Origin of the sequence: Paenibacillus phytorum (assembly GCF_013141715.1) — a bacterium.
Classification (GTDB): Bacteria; Bacillota; Bacilli; order Paenibacillales; family NBRC-103111; genus Paenibacillus_E; species Paenibacillus_E phytorum.
The window spans coordinates 239,302-256,791 of record NZ_WHOA01000241.1; the positions used below are offsets into that span (position 1 = coordinate 239,302).

The window sequence follows — 17,490 nt, forward strand, 5'->3', positions numbered from 1 at the left end:
ATTTCGCTTGAAGCCCTAGAAATCCCGCGATTACTTAGAAATTAATACATGAAACGCTGCTGAAAACGAATGCGATCAAACTGCTCAACGGAAGAGATCGGCACCCTTTTGCCGATTCTTACCATAAGACAGTTGGCTGGATGTGAGCATATTTCTGGATCGTCCGTAGCGAACCAGATCATGTCGATGCTTTTCATGAGCTTCTCCATCATTTGACGGTATTCCCAGACCGTTAATTTGCTTGTTTCCAAGTCCCAATGCCAATAATACTCTGTGGTGAAACAGATGATATTTTCCATCTGCTCATCTTCGAAAGCGAGTCGAATCATCTTTTTCCCTAATCCAATGGATCTGTAGTCGTCTGCAACTTCTATGGCGCCCAGTTCAATTAAATCCTGCATATGTCCCTGTGACCAACGCTCAATCTCGTCTGGATAGTGGAAGGTGACATAACCGACAATGGTGGAGCCGTCTCTTGCTATGATGATACGTCCTTCAGGTAATTGTGCAATTTCGACTAGTGCCTCTAACTGCTCCTTAGGTCTGCGGAACGCATCTAATTTGGTATGCATAACAAGCTCCTGCAAGGTTTCTGCTGAAACAGGACCTTCTATGATAATTTCAGGTTGATCGGGAGCTGCGCGCAAGCTGTGTGAGTGGTATATTTTGATATGCTGCATAACCTTAGCTCTCCTTTTGAAAAAAAGCATGATGAACGTTTCCTTTTCCGTTAGGTCATAGTATTCTTATACCAAACTTTGGTTTGAATTAAAAGACGAATTTTTAACGTAGGCGAATATTTCCTATTATGATATAATAGAATATGTCAAAAATCGATCACATTTTGCTTGAATTAATCAGTAAAGTGAAAGCGGTTTACCACGTGAGGAGGGTTTTACGTACATGGATCAAATGAAAGTTGAACTCATTGAAGCTGTATCCACTAATCCTAACATGATCAATTATGAACAAACGCATGCGACATTTGACTGGAAAGACATCGAGAAGAGCTTTTCCTGGTATGAAACAGGTAAAGTTAACATGGCATATGAAGCGATTGATCGTCATGCTGACTCATCCAAAAAGGATAAAATCGCACTTTATTACAGCGATAGTCAGCGAGAAGAAGCAATCACTTATGGACAAATGAAAGCGAAATCTAATCAGTTTGGTAATGTACTTCGAGGTCTTGGCGTTGGTAAAGGCGAGCGCGTCTTTATTTTCATGCCACGTACACCGGAACTTTACTATTCGTTACTTGGAACTCTCAAAGTAGGTGCTGTTGTTGGGCCATTATTTGAGGCTTTCATGGAAACAGCAGTTAGAGACCGTTTGGAAGATAGTGAAGCTGTAGCGATTATTACGACACCAAGTTTACTATCGCGTGTTCCTTATAATGAACTTCCTCATTTGAAACACGTTATTCTCGTTGGTGAAAATGTGGAGTTAGGTGAGGGACAAGTTGATTTCTACAAAGAGATGGAAAGCGCTTCTACCGAACTTGATATCGAGTGGCTGGATCGTGAAGATGGATTAATTATCCATTATACGTCTGGCTCAACGGGTAAACCGAAGGGTGTCTATCACGTTCAAAACGCCATGCTTCAACATTATTATACGGGTAAGATTGTATTAGATCTTCAAGAAGATGATATTTACTGGTGTACAGCGGATCCAGGTTGGGTAACGGGAACTTCCTATGGGATCTTTGCTCCATGGTTAAATGGTGCAACGAATGTTATTCGCGGTGGACGCTTCAGTCCCCAAGATTGGTACAATACGCTTCAGAAATATAAAGTTACCGTTTGGTACAGTGCGCCAACTGCTTTCCGTATGTTGATGGGTGCCGGTGATGATGTTGCTACTGGGTTTGATCTGTCTTCGCTTCGTCACGTACTTAGCGTAGGCGAACCGTTAAATCCCGAAGTTGTACGTTGGGGGCTGAAAGTTTATAACCAACGTATACATGACACTTGGTGGATGACAGAAACAGGTGGACAACTTATCTGTAACTATCCTTCCATGACGATTAAGCCTGGTTCAATGGGGCGTCCAATTCCGGGTGTCGAAGCGGCTATTATTGATGATGCAGGGAACATTTTGCCTCCTAATCGGATGGGGAACCTAGCTATCAAAACGCCGTGGCCTTCGATGATGCGCAAAATTTGGAATAACCCTTCTAAGTACGAAGAATATTTCCGTTTGACAGGTTGGTACGTTTCCGGTGATTCGGCTTATCAGGATGAAGAGGGGTACTTCTGGTTCCAAGGTCGTGTGGATGATGTAATTAACACTGCAGGCGAGCGGGTAGGTCCATTCGAGGTGGAGAGTAAGCTTGTTGAGCATCCTGCGGTTGCAGAAGCTGGGGTTATTGGTAAGCCTGACCCAATGCGTGGAGAGATTATTAAAGCGTTTATCGCCCTGCGTGAAGGCTACACACCATCTGATGAGCTCAAAGCGGATATTTCCAAATTTGTTAAAGAAGGGCTTTCTGCCCACGCAGCTCCTCGCGAAATTGAATTTAAAGACAAGCTGCCTAAGACACGCAGTGGTAAAATTATGCGCCGTGTTCTTAAAGCTTGGGAGCTCAATTTGCCAACAGGCGACTTATCGACGATCGAAGACTAAGGCAATCAAGCCTTCTTTGCACCAGATCTATGGTGTAAGGAAGGCTTTTTATTGCGTATATAGCAGCTTTTGAAATAAAAAAAGACCCGGGTACCCGGGTCTTTCTACTTAATGATTTAGTTGTTGTAGGCGATAGAAGCGGAGGGCTTTGACTCGCCCGCATCGTTGACAGCAGTTACTTTGTAATAACCGTTGTAAGCTGCTGCGTAGTAATGAAATTCGGTCGCATCCTCAACAGAACCAAGCTTCTTAAACGTTCCCTTTTCTTTGTCACTAAAATAAACATTATACTTCTTTACTTTATCCTTGGACGTATTGGCTTTCCAAGTTAACATCACACCTGCGCCATCCGCTTTGGCTTTAATACCGGTTGGTGCGGCAGGTAGGTCCTTTGTGCTTCCATTGTTACCGTTGTCGGTTCCGATGGGTTCACCGATAATTCCACCATTGGAGCCTGATGGAGGGTTAGTAGCTCCTGGAATTTGATTGCCATCGACAGAAGGTACGAACAATGAATCAAGCGAGCTTCCATCTGTAAAAGAGGAGTGGCTAGGTGCCGATTCTTTCCCCGCTACATCGACTGCTGTCACATAATAACCGATTAAGCTAGATCCGGGGATTTGATCAATAAATTTCGTCTCAGCGCCTGCCAAGACAACTTTGCCGCCCATGAGCTGGAACTTGCCGCGGTTATCAGAACGATATATGCGATAGCCGACGATATCAGGATTCGGACTTGCCTGGAAGGCAATAGTTGCCGTGTCACCGGACTTGGTTGTTACAACGTTCGCTGGTGCTGCGGGCTCTTTGCCGTCATCAACCCGAGGGTCAACTTCGGATGGTGCGTCATCGTCATAATCTGTTGGCTTATAATTATCGATCGACTTACGGCTTTTTTCAGGAAGTTTACTCATGGCAACTTCGATTTCTTTGAGCAATTGACTGATCGATTTTTGTCTCTTAATGACCGTTTTCTCTTGCACGAAATCTGCTGGCGTATTGTCTTGCGCCATGTAATTGAGTCCGCCAAATGAACTGATTTTCATCCGTACCATCACATTGTCGACTTCAGTAGGTACATATTTCTTGTTGAAAATATCAGTAACTAGAAATTCGGACTTCGACGTTAATTCGCTTGGCAGCTTGCCGGATAAACTGGATACGGTTGCCGAGACAATACCATCCGGTTTGGCGAATGTTTTGGTAGGAAAGAGATCTGGTTTCTGCTCGATTGTTCGGTTCATAATTAGCGCCCATATATCCTTGGCGTGATTCGTCTGCAATGTTTTGGAAGACAATTTATTAATCGGTTGGTCATAACCAATCCACACACCAACGGTAATATCAGGGGTAAAGCCCATAAACCAAGCATCGGCATCATCTTGCGTTGAACCAGTTTTGCCAGATATCTCAATTTTGCCATATGATTTATACTTTTTCATCAAATCAGTTGCTGTCCCTTGGCTAACCACCGTTTTCATCATATCTGTAATCAGATACGCACTTTGTGGGGAATAGACAGGGGTTGCCTTTATATCATGAGTATAAATCGTTTTGCCATTTGAATCTTTGATTTCGCGAATCATAAACGTCTCATTGAATGAGCCTTTATTCGGAATAGATGCATAAGCGCCGGTCAGTTCCCTCACCGAAGTTCCTCGGCTTAGTCCGCCGATTACGCCGGTCTGGGCATAATAATCTTCTTTTTGAATCGACGTGATACCGAGTTTTTTTGCAAAATCCCAAGAATCATTAATACCAACTTTATTCAAAAATATATCAATGGCTGGGATATTGTAAGACTGGTTTAAAGCTCTTCTTGCTGTCATTAACCCGTGAAACTTGTGATCCCAGTTTTCTGGAAGATGAAAGCCTTTGACACCGTCTTTTAGAATAATAGGGATATCATCCACGATACTAGCCGGTTGAATGGCCCCTTTCTCTAAGGCTGGTATATAGGCGGCAATGGGCTTCATAGTTGATCCAGGCTGTCTGAATGCTTGTGTGGCATGATTGAGCTGCTCTTCGAAGAAATTGCGCCCCTCAATCATCCCTTTGATAGCTCCGGATTTAGAATCGATCATGATGGCCCCAACTTGTTCCATGCCTTTTTTATCATCCGTAGGGGCGAAGTTTTTATCGTTACTCGATATTTCATGCATGGAATCATAAATGGTCTTATCTATAGTTGTATAGATTTGATAACCACCACGTAAGAGTTGAGTATGTATGCCTTTTAACGCTTCATTATAAGCGGCCTGGTTTTTCTTAGGATCAAGCTCAGGCTTCTGGATCTTCAGCAAAATTTCAGCAGCTTCTTTTTCCGTTTCAATCATTAGGTAAGGATAAGTCGTGTAAGCCTTCTGAGCCGCAGGGGGCATGGAAGCTTTGAGATCAAACTTAAGTGCTTCTTGGTACTGTTCATTCGTAATTTTCTTTTCTTCCAGCATACGTTTGAGTACTAATTGTTCACGCGTAACCGCCTTTTTGAAACCATCTTCATCAAAGTCAGGCTTACTCGTGAATGCAGAGTACTGCGATGGGGATTGCGGCAGACCGGCTAAGTAAGCGGCTTGAGCAACGTTTAACTTATCCAGATCGTCGATGTTGAAGAGACCTTTGGCAGCTGCTTTAATCCCATATAGATTATACCCTGTCGCGCCATTGCCATAAGGAATTTTGTTCAAATAAGCGAGCAAAATTTCATCCTTGGACATTAGGCGTTCCATCCGGAGCGCTAACAGCAGCTCTCTTGCTTTACGGCCATCATCACGGTCTAGTGTAAGAAATACCCGTCTGGCAAGCTGTTGCGTAATCGTGCTTCCACCTGTTTGAACTTCCTCGTTCAACAGTTTCTGAGTTACTGCCCGATAAAGCCCGCGGATATCGATACCGCGATGGTTGTAGAAGTCTTTGTCTTCAATGGCGAGGACAGCGTCTAACAGAAGCTGCGGAATGTCATCAAGCTGAGCGAGACGACGGTCTTCCTCAGTTCGCAATTGACCAATGACGGCATCATCATTGAAGTAAGCGAAGCCTGTGACTGCATTTTCTTGCATCTGCTGACGTATGGCCTCTTCGGTGCGTACAGGATCTTTTTTGACTAGGGCACTGACATACCCGAATGCGGCAGATCCACCGACAATTCCCGCCAAAAAGGCACTAATGATGGTCCATTTTAAGGTAATCCAAGTTACTTTGAATGTAGTTCTCACCCAAGGGCGATTCCATTTCGCGAAAAAATTGCGCATAAGTTCCAATATCCTCCTTACATGAACCCTAATAGTATACCATAACTGCACCTTATGCGGTAATGATGAAGCGAAGAAACGATGCCGACATGGTTTGACAACACCCAGAAACATGTGATAAATTTTTATCAAATGCGTTGAAAGATCAGCAGTAGGTAGCTTGTGGATGCTTTCAGAGAGCCGGTGGATGGTGTGAACCGGTACCTGCAGGTTAGTGAATTACGGTCTTGAGCAGTGAATGGGAACCTGCAGCAACATGAGCTGCACAAGTAGTATTTGCCGATTAAACCCCGTTAAAGGTTCTTGAGTGAAAATAGCTAGCCGTGCACATAACAACTGTTATAGATGTACGTAACTGCTGTTTTAATTAGGGTGGTACCGCGAGTCAAGTCTTCTCGTCCCTTTGTGGATAAGAAGGCTTTTTTTGTATGCTTAAAGAAAAAGGAGATGGATGAACATGGATATTTTGAAGGATTTGGAGTTTCGCGGACTGCTTCATCAAATTACGGATCGGGAGGGCTTGGACAAAAAGCTTAGCGAGGAGCGTGTTACGCTTTATTGCGGCTTTGACCCGACCGCGGACAGCTTACACATCGGTAGCTTGCTGCCTATTCTTACTCTGAGACGCTTTCAGCTCGCTGGTCACGTTCCTTTGGCGCTCGTTGGCGGGGGAACAGGGCTGATTGGTGATCCTAGCGGAAAAGCCAATGAGCGAACACTCAATGGGCCTGAAGTTGTCGAGGCTTGGTCACAAAGCATCAAAAATCAGTTATCTCGCTTTCTCGACTTCTCAAATGAAATTGAAAATAGTGCAGAGCTTGTCAACAATTACGATTGGTTAGGATCGCTGAATGTCATCGAATTCCTTCGTGATGTAGGCAAAAACTTTACCGTTAATTACATGTTGGCAAAAGATTCTGTTGATTCACGGATCTCCAAAGGGATTTCCTTCACAGAGTTCAGCTATATGATTCTGCAATCATACGATTTCCTGAAGCTCAATGAAACGAAAAATTGCTCTGTGCAAATTGGCGGAAGTGACCAATGGGGTAATATTACGGCTGGTCTTGAGCTTATCGGTAAGTCCACAGATAAACGTGCCTACGGGGTAACCTTGCCGCTTGTGACAAAAAGTGATGGTCAAAAGTTCGGGAAGACAGAAGGCGGAGCTATTTGGTTGGATGCAAGCAAAACATCTCCTTATCAGTTTTACCAATTCTGGTTGGGCACAGCCGATAATGACGTCATCCGTTTTCTGAAATATTTTACTTTCGTTTCGCATGAGGAAATCGAACGTCTCGAGGAAGAAGTGCAAGCTCAGCCTGAGAAGAGAGAGGCTCAGAAATTGCTTGCCCGAGAAGTTACGAAGCTAGTACACGGTGGAGAAGCGTTAGAAAGTGCACTTAACATTACAACTGCTTTATTCAGTGGTAATATTCAGGATCTTTCACGTACGGAGATTGAAGAAGCGTTCAAGGATGTTCCATCTGCAACCATAGATCAAGATGATATTGCGTTGGTTGATTTACTGATTTCCGTAGGAGCGGCACCGTCCAAACGCCAAGCACGTCAAGATATTGAGAGTGGTGCTGTCACGGTCAATGGCGTTAAAGTGACGCAATTCGAAGCAGTTACTAGAGATTTGGGTAGACTCGGAGAGTCTTACATCATTATTCGCCGCGGTAAAAAGAATTACTACCTTGTACAGTTTGCTTAACGAAAAAAAAAGCCCCTTAGGGAAATCCCTGAGGGGCTTGCTTTTATTAACGGCTGTAGAACTCGACGATTTGTTTCTCGTCAATTTCTTGTGGAAGCTCAGAACGTTCTGGCAAACGAATGTACTTGCCTTCTACGCTTGCGTCGTTGAACTCAAGGTAAGTTGGCAGGTAGTTACGGTTAGCAAGAGCTTCTTTCACTGCGGAAAGACCTTTGCTTCTTTCACGAAGAGCGATAACGTCACCTGTAGATACGATGTAAGAAGCGATATCTACTTTTTTGCCGTTCACAGTTACGTGACCGTGAGCAACTAGTTGACGCGCGCCTGCGCGGGAGTTGGAAAGACCAAGACGGTAAACCAGGTTGTCCAAACGGCTTTCAAGCAAGATCATGAAGTTCTCACCGGAAATACCTTTTAGTTTGGAAGCTTTATCGAACAAATTGCGGAATTGCTTCTCGTTCAAACCGTACATGTGACGAAGTTTTTGTTTTTCATTTAATTGAACGCCATAGCCGCTCATTTTTTTACGTTGTCCTGGGCCATGTTGACCTGGAGGGAATGGGCGTTTCAAGTCTTTACCGTTACCACTCAAAGAAATACCAACACGACGGCTTAATTTAAATTTAGGTCCTGTATAACGTGACATTTAGGAAAAACTCCTTCTTTTCAACAATTAGTTTAGTAGATAGCATCTAGATGTCAGGGTGAAGACAAGTGCCTGGTTTTGCTTACGAATCATATTGTGATTCCCTGACAAGAGTAGTTCAGCCGCTGTCTTGGCAGGAGCAAAAGCAGTGAGGGTGATCACAAATGGCATTCACCGAAATCATGTTGTTACTCGACTTCTAATTTTATTAAAAACAGGGGCATGTGTCAAGTCTCAATCCTTTAAAGTGATTCTAAAATATCGTGCAATAAGCACAGAAAAATAGTATGATAAATGAGGTAAGATTTAGCCTGGATCAATAGGACTATAGTTTGTTGGTGAAGGAGAGCCTATGAGTGAACCACTTCGTAGTATGAAACAACATAGTCGTGCAGAACACTTCGAAGAGTTTCTTCGGCAAGGACTTGTTCTTTCTAGCAACTTTTCCTATTGGGAATCCAATTGTCATCATGTAGTGCTAGATGCTTTTGATGAGTGGATTCACCAATTCGGGCAAGCGATGCTACCGCCTCAAACCGCACTGCTATGCGTGGATACGGATCTGAAAGTGGTTAAGGCTTGCTCCCATGATACACTTCTTACTGATGCATTGCTGCAGGTAGGAGCATCATGGAGCTATGCAGAACGCAATGACAATCCGTTGGCACGATGTGCTGAAAATCCAAAAATGCATATAATGACTAGCGAAGAAATGAGCGCAAAAGAACGGAAGACCGTTTTGGCTGCTTCGATTCCAGTCCTAGATCCACAAGGGGATCCAATTTTATATTTGGGACTATTTTCCCATACACTTGAAGAAGCAGACGAACTTGCACAATTGTTCTATATACTTTCCCTTTCTTTCCAAGGTAGTGTGCAGAGCGTAGAGGATCGTCGTAAGTACGACCAATTGTTTATGCAGCATCTAAATAGGGAACTTGAGTTTAAGAAGCATGATATTTTATTTGAGGCTTCTAAGAAGCTACACGCCAAAATCGATGTCGATTCGGTATTGACCGAAGTCATTGAGTGCATGCATAGTGTTTATCCCAATATACAAGTAGATTTATTGCTTTCTCAAGATAATGACTCTACGAATCTATCTGTGAAGCCTTTGAATTTTCAAAGTACGGAGGATGACATTCGAACACGTGCTTTTATGGAAGGGCATGTGATATTTGAACCTTCATCCGAGGATAGTGGCCCAAATACAGGTCATATCGCTGCTCCATTATCAGGCAAACAGGGTGTATATGGCGTGTTATATATGACGTCTAACAGTGATTTGATTCACGCTTCGGATTTGCAATTCATATCATTGCTTGCCGATACGGCTGGGTCTGCTTTTGAAAACGCTAAATTATATGAACAGTCCAATTTAATGATTAACGAGCTTCGACTTATTAATGAAATCACCAAGCAATTAAATCAGAGCTTGCGTTTAAACGAAATTTTTAACTCAGCATCGAGCGAGATTTTAAGTATTTTCGGCGCGGATTATAGTTGTATTCTGCAAGCGGATAAAAATAGTGAGAATTTAATCGTACAAGCGACTAATTTGCCTGCGATGTTTCATGAGACCTTTACCGTAGATCAAGGCTTTTCTGGTGTCGTCTATACCTCCAAAGAACCGATTATTATTTCGGACTATTGGAGCAATAAAAAGGTTGAGTCAAAGCTGATGCAATTAACCAACTCCAGATCGCTTATTGGTTCACCAATTCTCGTGAATGGACAAGTTGAGGGCGTTATTCTAGTTGTGCACAGCAAGCCAAACTTCTTTTCCTATGATAACTACAAATTGCTGCAGGTTCTTTCGGGGCATATTGGTCTTGCCATGACGAATGCTTCCCTGCATGCTGAAGTGAAACGAATGGTTATTACAGATAATTTGACAGGACTTTATGTACGTCATTATTTGGACGAACAGGCTAATTCGATGCAAAAGAAGGACTTCTGCGGTTCACTTATTGTCGTTGATATAGACAATTTCAAACGGGTTAATGATACCTACGGTCATCAGGTGGGCGATAAAATCTTGATCCAAGTAAGTCAAATTATTAAAACTAGTATTAGGGATAGTGATATTGCAGCAAGATGGGGCGGGGAAGAGCTTGCGGTCTATTTACCCCAAGTTGCTAAGTCTCAAACGATTCGAATCGCAGAACGTATTCGTGTTCGTGTTCTTGAGGAGACTAATCCGCAAGTAACCGTTTCCTGTGGCGTTTCGGATTGGAATTGGGAAGAAGATAAGATTAGTGTAGAATCGCTGTTCTATCGTGCAGATATGGCTCTCTATCAAGCCAAAAATAACGGTCGTAACCAAATTCGAATCGGTTAGTAAAAAGCACTTGTCTAAGGACGGGTGCTTTTCTTCGCTTTAACACTTTCATATCAAAAACTTGGTTGCTCAATTTGCAAATAATGTCGAAAAAAGGTTATCTAATCTAATAAATTTGAATAGGTAGGGTAAACTATATGCAGGATAGAAATAGGATAGGGTACTTCACCGTTGTATAACCAGATAACTCCTCACTTTTCTCTTCCTGAACCTTCTGTAACATGTTACAATGGTTTGGTCTAAGGGAAGGATGGTCGAAATTTGTCGGTGTTAAATAGAAACAGAAAACACATTTTGCTAGTTTTTTTTATTTGTATTTTGCTCGTTGCCCTGATTGCTTTTTTATTTTATAACCCTACAGGCATTAAACTTACTCACAGCAATATGCGACAGCTATCTGAACATTTAAGGGACATTGGTTGGCCCGGTAAAATCATCGGAATGGCTTTAATTTTTTTTCAAACGTTCTTTCCGTTTATTCCCTTTGTTGTTGTAGCAGGTACGAATGTTGCTATTTTCGGTATTAAAATAGGGTTTCTTGTTAATTACATAATGTCTTGTTTAGGAGCAGTTTCCTCTTTTTATTTTGCTCGCTATTATGGACATGCATGGGTAGAGAAAAAGCTCGAGCGATTTCCATTAGTGACGCAGTTTAGTAAGCGGATGGAGAAACGCGGATTCCTATATGTCCTTCTAGGCAGATTGATTCCGATTTTACCTTCCTCGGCGATTAATTTTGGTGCAGGGCTAACTCGAATGCGGTTTACTCATTTTCTATGGGGGACCTTGCTGGGGAAACTGCCGATCGTATTTCTGGAATCGATGATTGCACATGATTTATTTCATTTCCAGAAATATAAGGGAAGACTACTTTTGTTGCTAGGTATTTTCGTTGTTTTGATTCTAGTAGGGAACAGCGTGAAGAAAGCAATTGCAGCAAAGACGAAGTAAAGCGCTTTACTTGGAGAATGAAGGAAATTTTTAGTTGCGTTAAGTAACCTTTCCAAGTTATCATATAGGGAGCAAGGCGACCAATTCAGATGCGAATAAATGGAGGAATGAAATATGCCAAGTGCTAATAATGCCGCAATTGTTGAAATTTCACAAACAGCTAATAAATTCAGATCTTCAATCGTTCTCCAATATGATAATAAGTATATCGATGTAAAAAGTATCTTAGGTTTGTTTACTACATTGCTTAGCTCCAGCAACTATGATCTTCATGTTCATGGGCCGGATGCAGAAGAAGCGAAAATCGCTATGGCTGAAGTATTCGCTAAGCACAATTTGGGCGTAAACGTTGTTCAAGAATAGAGTTCATGCTTAAAGAAGGTACTCTCAGAATCTCTGAGGGTACCTTCTCTTGTATATTGATCCAATTTCGCTTAATATAGATCATATAAGGACGGATGACTATGCGTATAGGGGGAAGTTGGGAATGTCTTCATCTGATCTATTGCTGGACATGAATCAAAAAGCGCTTAATCTTCTCCAAGAAGATGCAGATAAAATCGAAAAACTAATCGAAGTACAAATGGAGAATTTGACTACGCGTCAATGTCCACTGTATGAAGAAGTTTTAGATACGCAAATGTACGGACTTTCTAGAGAAATTGATTTTGCCATTCGAGCGGGACTTATTTCCGAAATACCTGGTAAACAAATTCTCAGCAAGCTTGAACGTAACCTTGCGCAGCTATATGAAGCGTTGAATAACAAAAAGTAACCCTTCTCAATGGGTTACTTTTTTTGTCTTTGTTGTGTATTTAGACGAGGAAGAATACGACGCCTAGAATGATGTAGACCACGAGCAGCAGGAGACCTTCATACCAGTTGGTCGAGCCATCTTGGGTTATCGACTTCGTAATAAAGACGGCGACTCCGATTGCAGCAATTTCATATGTGGAAAAGACAATGTTCATTGGTGTACCACTTACGAAGAAACTGACAAGTATAAGCACAGGAGCTACGAATAGGGCGATCTGCAACGAGCTGCCGATTGCTATTTCAACGGCTGCGCCCATTTTATTTTTCATGGCCATCATCACGGCGGCGCTATGTTCCGCAGCATTTCCAATAATAGCAATGAGGAATGCACCTACAAACAGCTCAGATAATCCAAATCTATGGGTAACATCTTCTAATGTACCAACTAACCACTCACTGGTGAAAGCTACCATGACGGTGGCTAGGATTAGAAAAAGAATGGAAGTTCCTTTGGACCAAGCTGCCTCACCATGTTCAATGGCTTCATCAGAAAGTACACTTTTGTGTGTAACCATGGAGAATAGAAGCCAGAGCAAGTAGGCGACGATCAGTAATATGGCGACGATCATGCTCATTGTTGACGTTTCTTTGGTTGTCAATCCGCCTGCGAAGATGGCTGGAATGAATAGTGCAACAACCCCAAGAATCATGAGGGAAGAATTGTGAGAAGCCAGTTTAACGTTAAATGACTGCTCTTTGAACTTCAACCCACCGGCAAATATACTTAGGCCCAGCACAAGCAGTAGGTTACCTATGATGGCTCCGGTGAGACTGGCCTTGACGACACCGAACAATCCGTCTCTAACTAAGAAGAATGCAATAATTAACTCAGCTGCGTTACCGAACGTTGCATTGAGGAATCCTCCCACGCGCTCGCCTGCATAGTGGGCAACACTTTCTGTCGCTTTACCTAGAAATCCAGCTACAAAAATGATAGCTATACAAGCAATTACGAATTGAAGTGTTGAATTCAGATGCATGTAATGAGCGATACCCGCTGTAACGAAAGAAATGATTAAACCGATGTAGAACAATTTTCCCTTCAAAGTAAACCCTCCGACTCATTCTTTTATTGGTACTTTTTGACTTCTTTTAATATACCCACTTTGGAACCCAATGTAAATTCGATTTGTCCGTTGGCGCTGTTCTTGCTTTCATCTAGTGAACTTATTACAATAGATTTATACCAGAGTGAAGAGACTTTGAGCTCCACTCAATGATCCCAATATGAGGAGTTGATCTGTATGTCCGAAGACAATCAAACCGGCTTAATTCGTATTTCTGATGATGTAGTATCGACAATTGCAGGACTTGCAGCTCTGGAGACAGCAGGCATAGCAGGCATGTCAGGCGGTATCTCGGAAGGCTTAGCTAAGCGACTCAGTGGTAAGAATGTGCAGCGTGGGGTTTCTGTAGAGGTCGGGCAAGTGGAAGCAGCGATCGATCTACGTGTTATCGTCAATTACGGTTCCCGTATTCAGGATGTATGCAGGGATCTCCAAGAAAACGTGAGAGAAGCTGTTGAAAATATGACCGGGCTAACCGTGGTGGAAGTCAATGTCAAGGTGGAGGGCGTCGCGTTCAAGGAAGAAGAGACAGCAGACGATCCACATCGTGTAAAATAGAAAAAAGACTCAATCGATATCACTGAAATCGATTGGGTCTTTTTTTGGGTTTTGCATCTTCTTTGTGTGATTGTTCCCGAGAAATACTGAGCAGAATCCCCATACTGATGAGAGAGACCATCATGGAGGAACCTCCTGCTGAAATAAAGGGCAAGGTTACACCGGTAAGTGGAATGGATCCTGTAACGCCACCGATATTAATGACGGCTTGGAAGGCAAAAATGCTCATAATGCCAACTCCTGCAACCATACCGAACAAATCGGGACTGCGAACAGCGACAAGGATGCCACGCCATATAAAGAGCAGGAAGATAAGGATGAATATGGAACTCCCAATAAAACCAAACTCTTCCCCAATGATTGCAAAAATGAAGTCGTTATGAGCTTCAGGTAAATAATGCAGCTTCTGAATGCCTTGACCGAATCCTGCACCAGTCAGTCCGCCGTGTCCGAATGCGAATAAGGATTGTACGACCTGATACCCAGTATCCGAAGTATCTGCCCATGGATCGAGAAACGAGGTTAGACGGTTCAAACGATAACTGCTTGACGTATCTGCTGTGTTATTTTTTAGTAAGTAAAGGGTAACAACCATGGTCCCAATCGCAGCAAGGCCTGTCCCCAAAAGGAAGATATGCTTTAAGTTGGAGCCACCCACAATGATGACAATGGCAGAGCAAACCAGCAGGATCATACAGGAGCCCAAATCAGGCTGGAGCATGATAAGCATGCTGACAAATCCGACGATCACCAAGGCAGGGAGCAGCCCTTTTTTGAAATTACGGAACTTCTCTTCTTTATTACTAATGAGAGAAGCCAAGTAAAGAATAACAATTAGTTTGGCGAATTCCGTTGGTTGAATCCCAAATTTACCTACATTAAACCAGCTGGCTGCACCGTTTGATTTTGAAGTGAAAATAACGAGAATGAGCAGCATAACGATAACAAAGAAAGCGGGAATAACCAACTTTTTCAGCTTGGTGTAATGGAGGTTCATGCAGAAAAGCATGCCAACACTTCCTAAGCCAACAGCTATCAATTGCTTCTTCGTAAAATACCATGGGTCGTCCCATCGATAAGCACTCGTCATTGAGCTTGCACTGAAAACCATGGCAAGACCGAAGCAAACAAGTACAAAGGTTAAAAATAGCAGCAGAAAATCCGGCGTTCCTCTTCGAGGGGGATTCATGCTGTTTCCTCGCCTAGTCTGCTAATAATTGCTGCAGTTGAGCTAATTTTTGGTTGGAAATTTTGAGAACCGACTCAGGGATAGGAGAATTGTAATCCAAGCCATGCGGGAACGTTTCTTTACCTATGTAAGCTTCTTCTAGGAATAAGATTGCATAAGGAGATTCTAGTTTACCGGATTCTACACGAGCATTTACACGTAAGAAATACACGGATTTACTTGCTTTATCTTCCATTTTAAAATCATAAGTAGCACGCGTGTATTCCCACTGCCAACGCACGAAACCAAGTTTAGTCGTTACTTCATCCAGGTGAGCCAAATCGCTTTTTAAGCCTTTTAGGCCAGTTGCTTCAATAATCAATTTTAACGCCTCCATATTGTACGTATGCATTCTTTATTCATGATAGTATGTTTCCAAAGGTTCTGCAAGTCGATAACAACGTCAATTTTCTAATATTTGATGGCACTTTACAGATGAAACATGCTCATTTATTTGGTAGAATAGGTTCAATGACACGGCAAGCGTGAAAAGTTAAGAAACAAGGATGGGCGGAGGATTTTCCTTATGAACGATTTTCAAGCAAGCTTACAAGCGAATTATGAAGAAATGGTTGCCTGGAGGCGCTACTTACATCAAAATCCCGAACTATCTTTCCATGAATATCGCACCACTGAATTTGTGGCGAATCATCTACAAAGTTGGGATATTGAAGTTCGCAAAAATGTAGGAGGCAATGGTATTGTCGGACTGCTCCGCGGCAGCAGCGAAGGTCCTACGGTTGCGCTTCGAGCAGACATGGATGCACTGCCTATTCAAGATGAGAAGAACTGTGCGTACTCTTCGCTCACGAAAGGCGTTATGCACGCTTGTGGACACGACGCACACACCTCAACACTGCTTGGTATTGCCAAGGTGGCGAGTCAGCATCGCGATCAACTAAAAGGGAATCTGGTTTTCCTGTTCCAACATGCTGAAGAAATTACGCCTGGTGGCGCTGATTCCATGATCCAAGACGGAGCTCTTGAAGGTGTTGATGCCGTGTTCGGCGTTCATCTATGGACACCATTTCCTGTAGGCCATTTTTATTCCAAAGCGGGTCCCTTAATGGCGGCACCCGATGAATTCACCATTCATATTCAAGGAAAAGGTGGACATGGGGGGTTGCCTCATCAAACCATTGACAGCATTTATGTAGCTTCTCAATTAGTTGTTAATCTTCAAGCGATCGTAAGTCGACAAATTGATCCGATAGAACCATGCGTGGTTAGCGTTGGATCCTTCCACGGGGGTTCTAGCTTCAATGTCATAGCCGAAACAAGTGTGCTGAATGGCACTGTACGCACTTTCAATGCGGAACTTAGACAAGATGTGAAGCAGCGCCTCGAACGGATCGTACATACCACTTGTGAGATGAATCAAGCTTCCTATAAGATAAACTATAAATTAGGTTACCCTACAGTTGTTAATGATGGGAAAGAAGCAGAACGCTTCTTCAAAGTCGGTACCGAATTGTTTGGGGCAGAAGCCGTGCACGAGTCCCCACTTATTATGGCCGGAGAGGACTTTTCCTATTATTTGAACCACCGACCAGGCTGCTTTATGTTCGTTGGTGCAGGTAATGTTGAGGCTGGCATCGTACATCCGCACCATCATCCGAAGTTCGATATTGACGAGAAATCCATGCTAAATGCGGCAAATTTGTTGTTAGGAATGGCTTTGGATTATATGGCATGAATGCCGTTCATCCTTTGGAGAATGCTATAGAGGTAAGTTAACTCCGAGGAGGGATTATGGACATGGCAAGTAAAACAGTGAGGGACATCATGAGTAAAGATTGCGTGACCGTTACTCTGCAGGATAATGTCTACGAGATCGCTTTGAAAATGAAGCAGCACGATATTGGATTCGTTGCCGTTGTAGAGGGTAAGAAGCTCATTGGTGTTGTAACAGACCGTGACCTTGTTGTTCGCGGATATGCAGAAAAGCATTCTGGATCTACAGCTGTAGATAAAGTAATCACGAAGGATATTGCGACAATAAGCCCCGATACATCTGTTGAAGAAGCCGCCAAAATGATGGCGAAAGATCAAATTCGACGGTTACCAGTAGTGGAGAACGGCGAGCTTGTAGGAATAGTAGCCATCGGCGACCTAGCGGTTCGCGGCAGCTTTGAGGATGAAGCAGGGGAAGCGCTTAGCAAAATTTCATCAGACAAAACACTAGTCGGCAGTAGATAATCATGATCCACGCGTAATAATTATAATAAGCAGCCTGTTCTCCATTCTCTGGAGAAGGGTTGCTTTTTTTGTCAAGAAAAATTGTTAT

At 42.9% G+C, this 17,490-nt stretch carries 15 protein-coding genes and 1 other annotated feature; of the genes, 9 read left to right on the plus strand and 6 right to left on the minus strand.

Going from position 1 to position 17,490, the window contains the following annotated elements:
• Window positions 1–41 precede the first annotated feature (41 nt).
• Window positions 42–680, minus strand: a complete 639-nt coding sequence (locus tag GC098_RS34300; RefSeq protein WP_171648652.1) for a GNAT family N-acetyltransferase — start codon at window positions 678–680, stop codon at window positions 42–44.
• 223 nt (window positions 681–903) lie between these two features.
• On the opposite strand from GC098_RS34300, the gene acsA reads away from it, so the two are divergent.
• The gene (acsA, locus tag GC098_RS34305) at window positions 904–2,628 is read left to right on the plus strand and encodes an acetate--CoA ligase (protein WP_171648654.1); all 1,725 of its coding nucleotides are present in this window, start codon (window positions 904–906) and stop codon (window positions 2,626–2,628) included.
• Between the two features lie 116 nt (window positions 2,629–2,744).
• Here acsA and GC098_RS34310 read toward each other — a convergent pair whose 3' ends face one another.
• Window positions 2,745–5,879 (minus strand): transglycosylase domain-containing protein, encoded by a 3,135-nt coding sequence (locus GC098_RS34310; RefSeq protein WP_171648656.1) that lies wholly within the window; start codon window positions 5,877–5,879, stop codon window positions 2,745–2,747.
• A 128-nt stretch (window positions 5,880–6,007) separates the two neighbouring features.
• Window positions 6,008–6,285: a binding site (T-box leader), on the plus strand.
• A gap of 51 nt (window positions 6,286–6,336) precedes the next feature.
• On the opposite strand from GC098_RS34310, the gene tyrS reads away from it, so the two are divergent.
• Window positions 6,337–7,596 (plus strand): tyrosine--tRNA ligase, encoded by a 1,260-nt coding sequence (gene tyrS / locus GC098_RS34315; RefSeq protein ID WP_171648658.1) that lies wholly within the window; start codon window positions 6,337–6,339, stop codon window positions 7,594–7,596.
• Window positions 7,597–7,642: 46 nt separating this feature from the next.
• Here tyrS and rpsD read toward each other — a convergent pair whose 3' ends face one another.
• Window positions 7,643–8,242: a 30S ribosomal protein S4 gene (gene rpsD / locus GC098_RS34320; RefSeq protein WP_057302933.1), complete on the minus strand. Its 600-nt coding sequence runs from the start codon at window positions 8,240–8,242 to the stop codon at window positions 7,643–7,645.
• 352 nt (window positions 8,243–8,594) lie between these two features.
• On the opposite strand from rpsD, the gene GC098_RS34325 reads away from it, so the two are divergent.
• From GC098_RS34325 to GC098_RS34340, 4 genes are all read left to right on the plus strand, one after another.
• Entirely contained in the window at window positions 8,595–10,583 is a 1,989-nt protein-coding gene (locus GC098_RS34325; protein WP_246359122.1) for a sensor domain-containing diguanylate cyclase, read from the plus strand.
• Window positions 10,584–11,024: 441 nt separating this feature from the next.
• Window positions 11,025–11,534 (plus strand): TVP38/TMEM64 family protein, encoded by a 510-nt coding sequence (locus tag GC098_RS34330; RefSeq protein ID WP_171648661.1) that lies wholly within the window; start codon window positions 11,025–11,027, stop codon window positions 11,532–11,534.
• 114 nt (window positions 11,535–11,648) lie between these two features.
• Window positions 11,649–11,897, plus strand: coding sequence for an HPr family phosphocarrier protein (locus GC098_RS34335; RefSeq protein ID WP_171648663.1), 249 nt, complete (start codon window positions 11,649–11,651; stop codon window positions 11,895–11,897).
• A 124-nt stretch (window positions 11,898–12,021) separates the two neighbouring features.
• Window positions 12,022–12,309 carry an Fpa/YlaN family protein gene (locus tag GC098_RS34340; RefSeq protein ID WP_029195596.1) on the plus strand — a complete coding sequence of 96 codons (288 nt, stop codon included), beginning with the start codon at window positions 12,022–12,024 and terminating at the stop codon, window positions 12,307–12,309.
• Window positions 12,310–12,349: 40 nt separating this feature from the next.
• Here the strand turns inward: GC098_RS34340 and cax are convergent, their stop codons facing one another.
• The gene (cax, locus tag GC098_RS34345) at window positions 12,350–13,396 is read right to left on the minus strand and encodes a calcium/proton exchanger (RefSeq protein ID WP_171648665.1); all 1,047 of its coding nucleotides are present in this window, start codon (window positions 13,394–13,396) and stop codon (window positions 12,350–12,352) included.
• 198 nt (window positions 13,397–13,594) lie between these two features.
• On the opposite strand from cax, the gene GC098_RS34350 reads away from it, so the two are divergent.
• Window positions 13,595–13,975: an Asp23/Gls24 family envelope stress response protein gene (locus GC098_RS34350; protein WP_029195598.1), complete on the plus strand. Its 381-nt coding sequence runs from the start codon at window positions 13,595–13,597 to the stop codon at window positions 13,973–13,975.
• A 19-nt stretch (window positions 13,976–13,994) separates the two neighbouring features.
• On the opposite strand, the gene ftsW is transcribed toward GC098_RS34350, so the two are convergent.
• Together ftsW and GC098_RS34360 are read right to left on the minus strand one after the other, a co-directional pair.
• Window positions 13,995–15,164, minus strand: a complete 1,170-nt coding sequence (gene ftsW / locus GC098_RS34355; RefSeq protein WP_171648667.1) for a putative lipid II flippase FtsW — start codon at window positions 15,162–15,164, stop codon at window positions 13,995–13,997.
• Between the two features lie 13 nt (window positions 15,165–15,177).
• Complete coding sequence (locus GC098_RS34360; RefSeq protein ID WP_171648669.1) at window positions 15,178–15,525, minus strand: YugN family protein; 348 nt, start codon at window positions 15,523–15,525, stop codon at window positions 15,178–15,180.
• 204 nt (window positions 15,526–15,729) lie between these two features.
• On the opposite strand from GC098_RS34360, the gene GC098_RS34365 reads away from it, so the two are divergent.
• Both GC098_RS34365 and GC098_RS34370 read left to right on the plus strand, forming a co-directional pair.
• Complete coding sequence (locus GC098_RS34365; RefSeq protein ID WP_171648671.1) at window positions 15,730–16,899, plus strand: M20 family metallopeptidase; 1,170 nt, start codon at window positions 15,730–15,732, stop codon at window positions 16,897–16,899.
• Window positions 16,900–16,961: 62 nt separating this feature from the next.
• Window positions 16,962–17,402, plus strand: a complete 441-nt coding sequence (locus GC098_RS34370) for a CBS domain-containing protein (protein ID WP_171648673.1) — start codon at window positions 16,962–16,964, stop codon at window positions 17,400–17,402.
• Window positions 17,403–17,490: the final 88 nt, after the last annotated feature.

Coding starts and splice junctions, on each gene's coding strand:
- tyrS (WP_171648658.1), top strand. CDS start 6,337: ATGGATATTTTGAAGGATTTGGAGTTTCGCGGACTGCTTCATCAAATT.
- ftsW (WP_171648667.1), bottom strand. CDS start 15,164: ATGAATCCCCCTCGAAGAGGAACGCCGGATTTTCTGCTGCTATTTTTA.
- GC098_RS34300 (WP_171648652.1), bottom strand. CDS start 680: ATGCAGCATATCAAAATATACCACTCACACAGCTTGCGCGCAGCTCCC.
- acsA (WP_171648654.1), top strand. CDS start 904: ATGGATCAAATGAAAGTTGAACTCATTGAAGCTGTATCCACTAATCCT.
- GC098_RS34340 (WP_029195596.1), top strand. CDS start 12,022: ATGTCTTCATCTGATCTATTGCTGGACATGAATCAAAAAGCGCTTAAT.
- rpsD (WP_057302933.1), bottom strand. CDS start 8,242: ATGTCACGTTATACAGGACCTAAATTTAAATTAAGCCGTCGTGTTGGT.
- GC098_RS34370 (WP_171648673.1), top strand. CDS start 16,962: ATGGCAAGTAAAACAGTGAGGGACATCATGAGTAAAGATTGCGTGACC.
- GC098_RS34330 (WP_171648661.1), top strand. CDS start 11,025: ATGGCTTTAATTTTTTTTCAAACGTTCTTTCCGTTTATTCCCTTTGTT.
- GC098_RS34310 (WP_171648656.1), bottom strand. CDS start 5,879: ATGCGCAATTTTTTCGCGAAATGGAATCGCCCTTGGGTGAGAACTACA.
- GC098_RS34365 (WP_171648671.1), top strand. CDS start 15,730: ATGAACGATTTTCAAGCAAGCTTACAAGCGAATTATGAAGAAATGGTT.
- GC098_RS34350 (WP_029195598.1), top strand. CDS start 13,595: ATGTCCGAAGACAATCAAACCGGCTTAATTCGTATTTCTGATGATGTA.
- GC098_RS34335 (WP_171648663.1), top strand. CDS start 11,649: ATGCCAAGTGCTAATAATGCCGCAATTGTTGAAATTTCACAAACAGCT.
- GC098_RS34325 (WP_246359122.1), top strand. CDS start 8,595: ATGAGTGAACCACTTCGTAGTATGAAACAACATAGTCGTGCAGAACAC.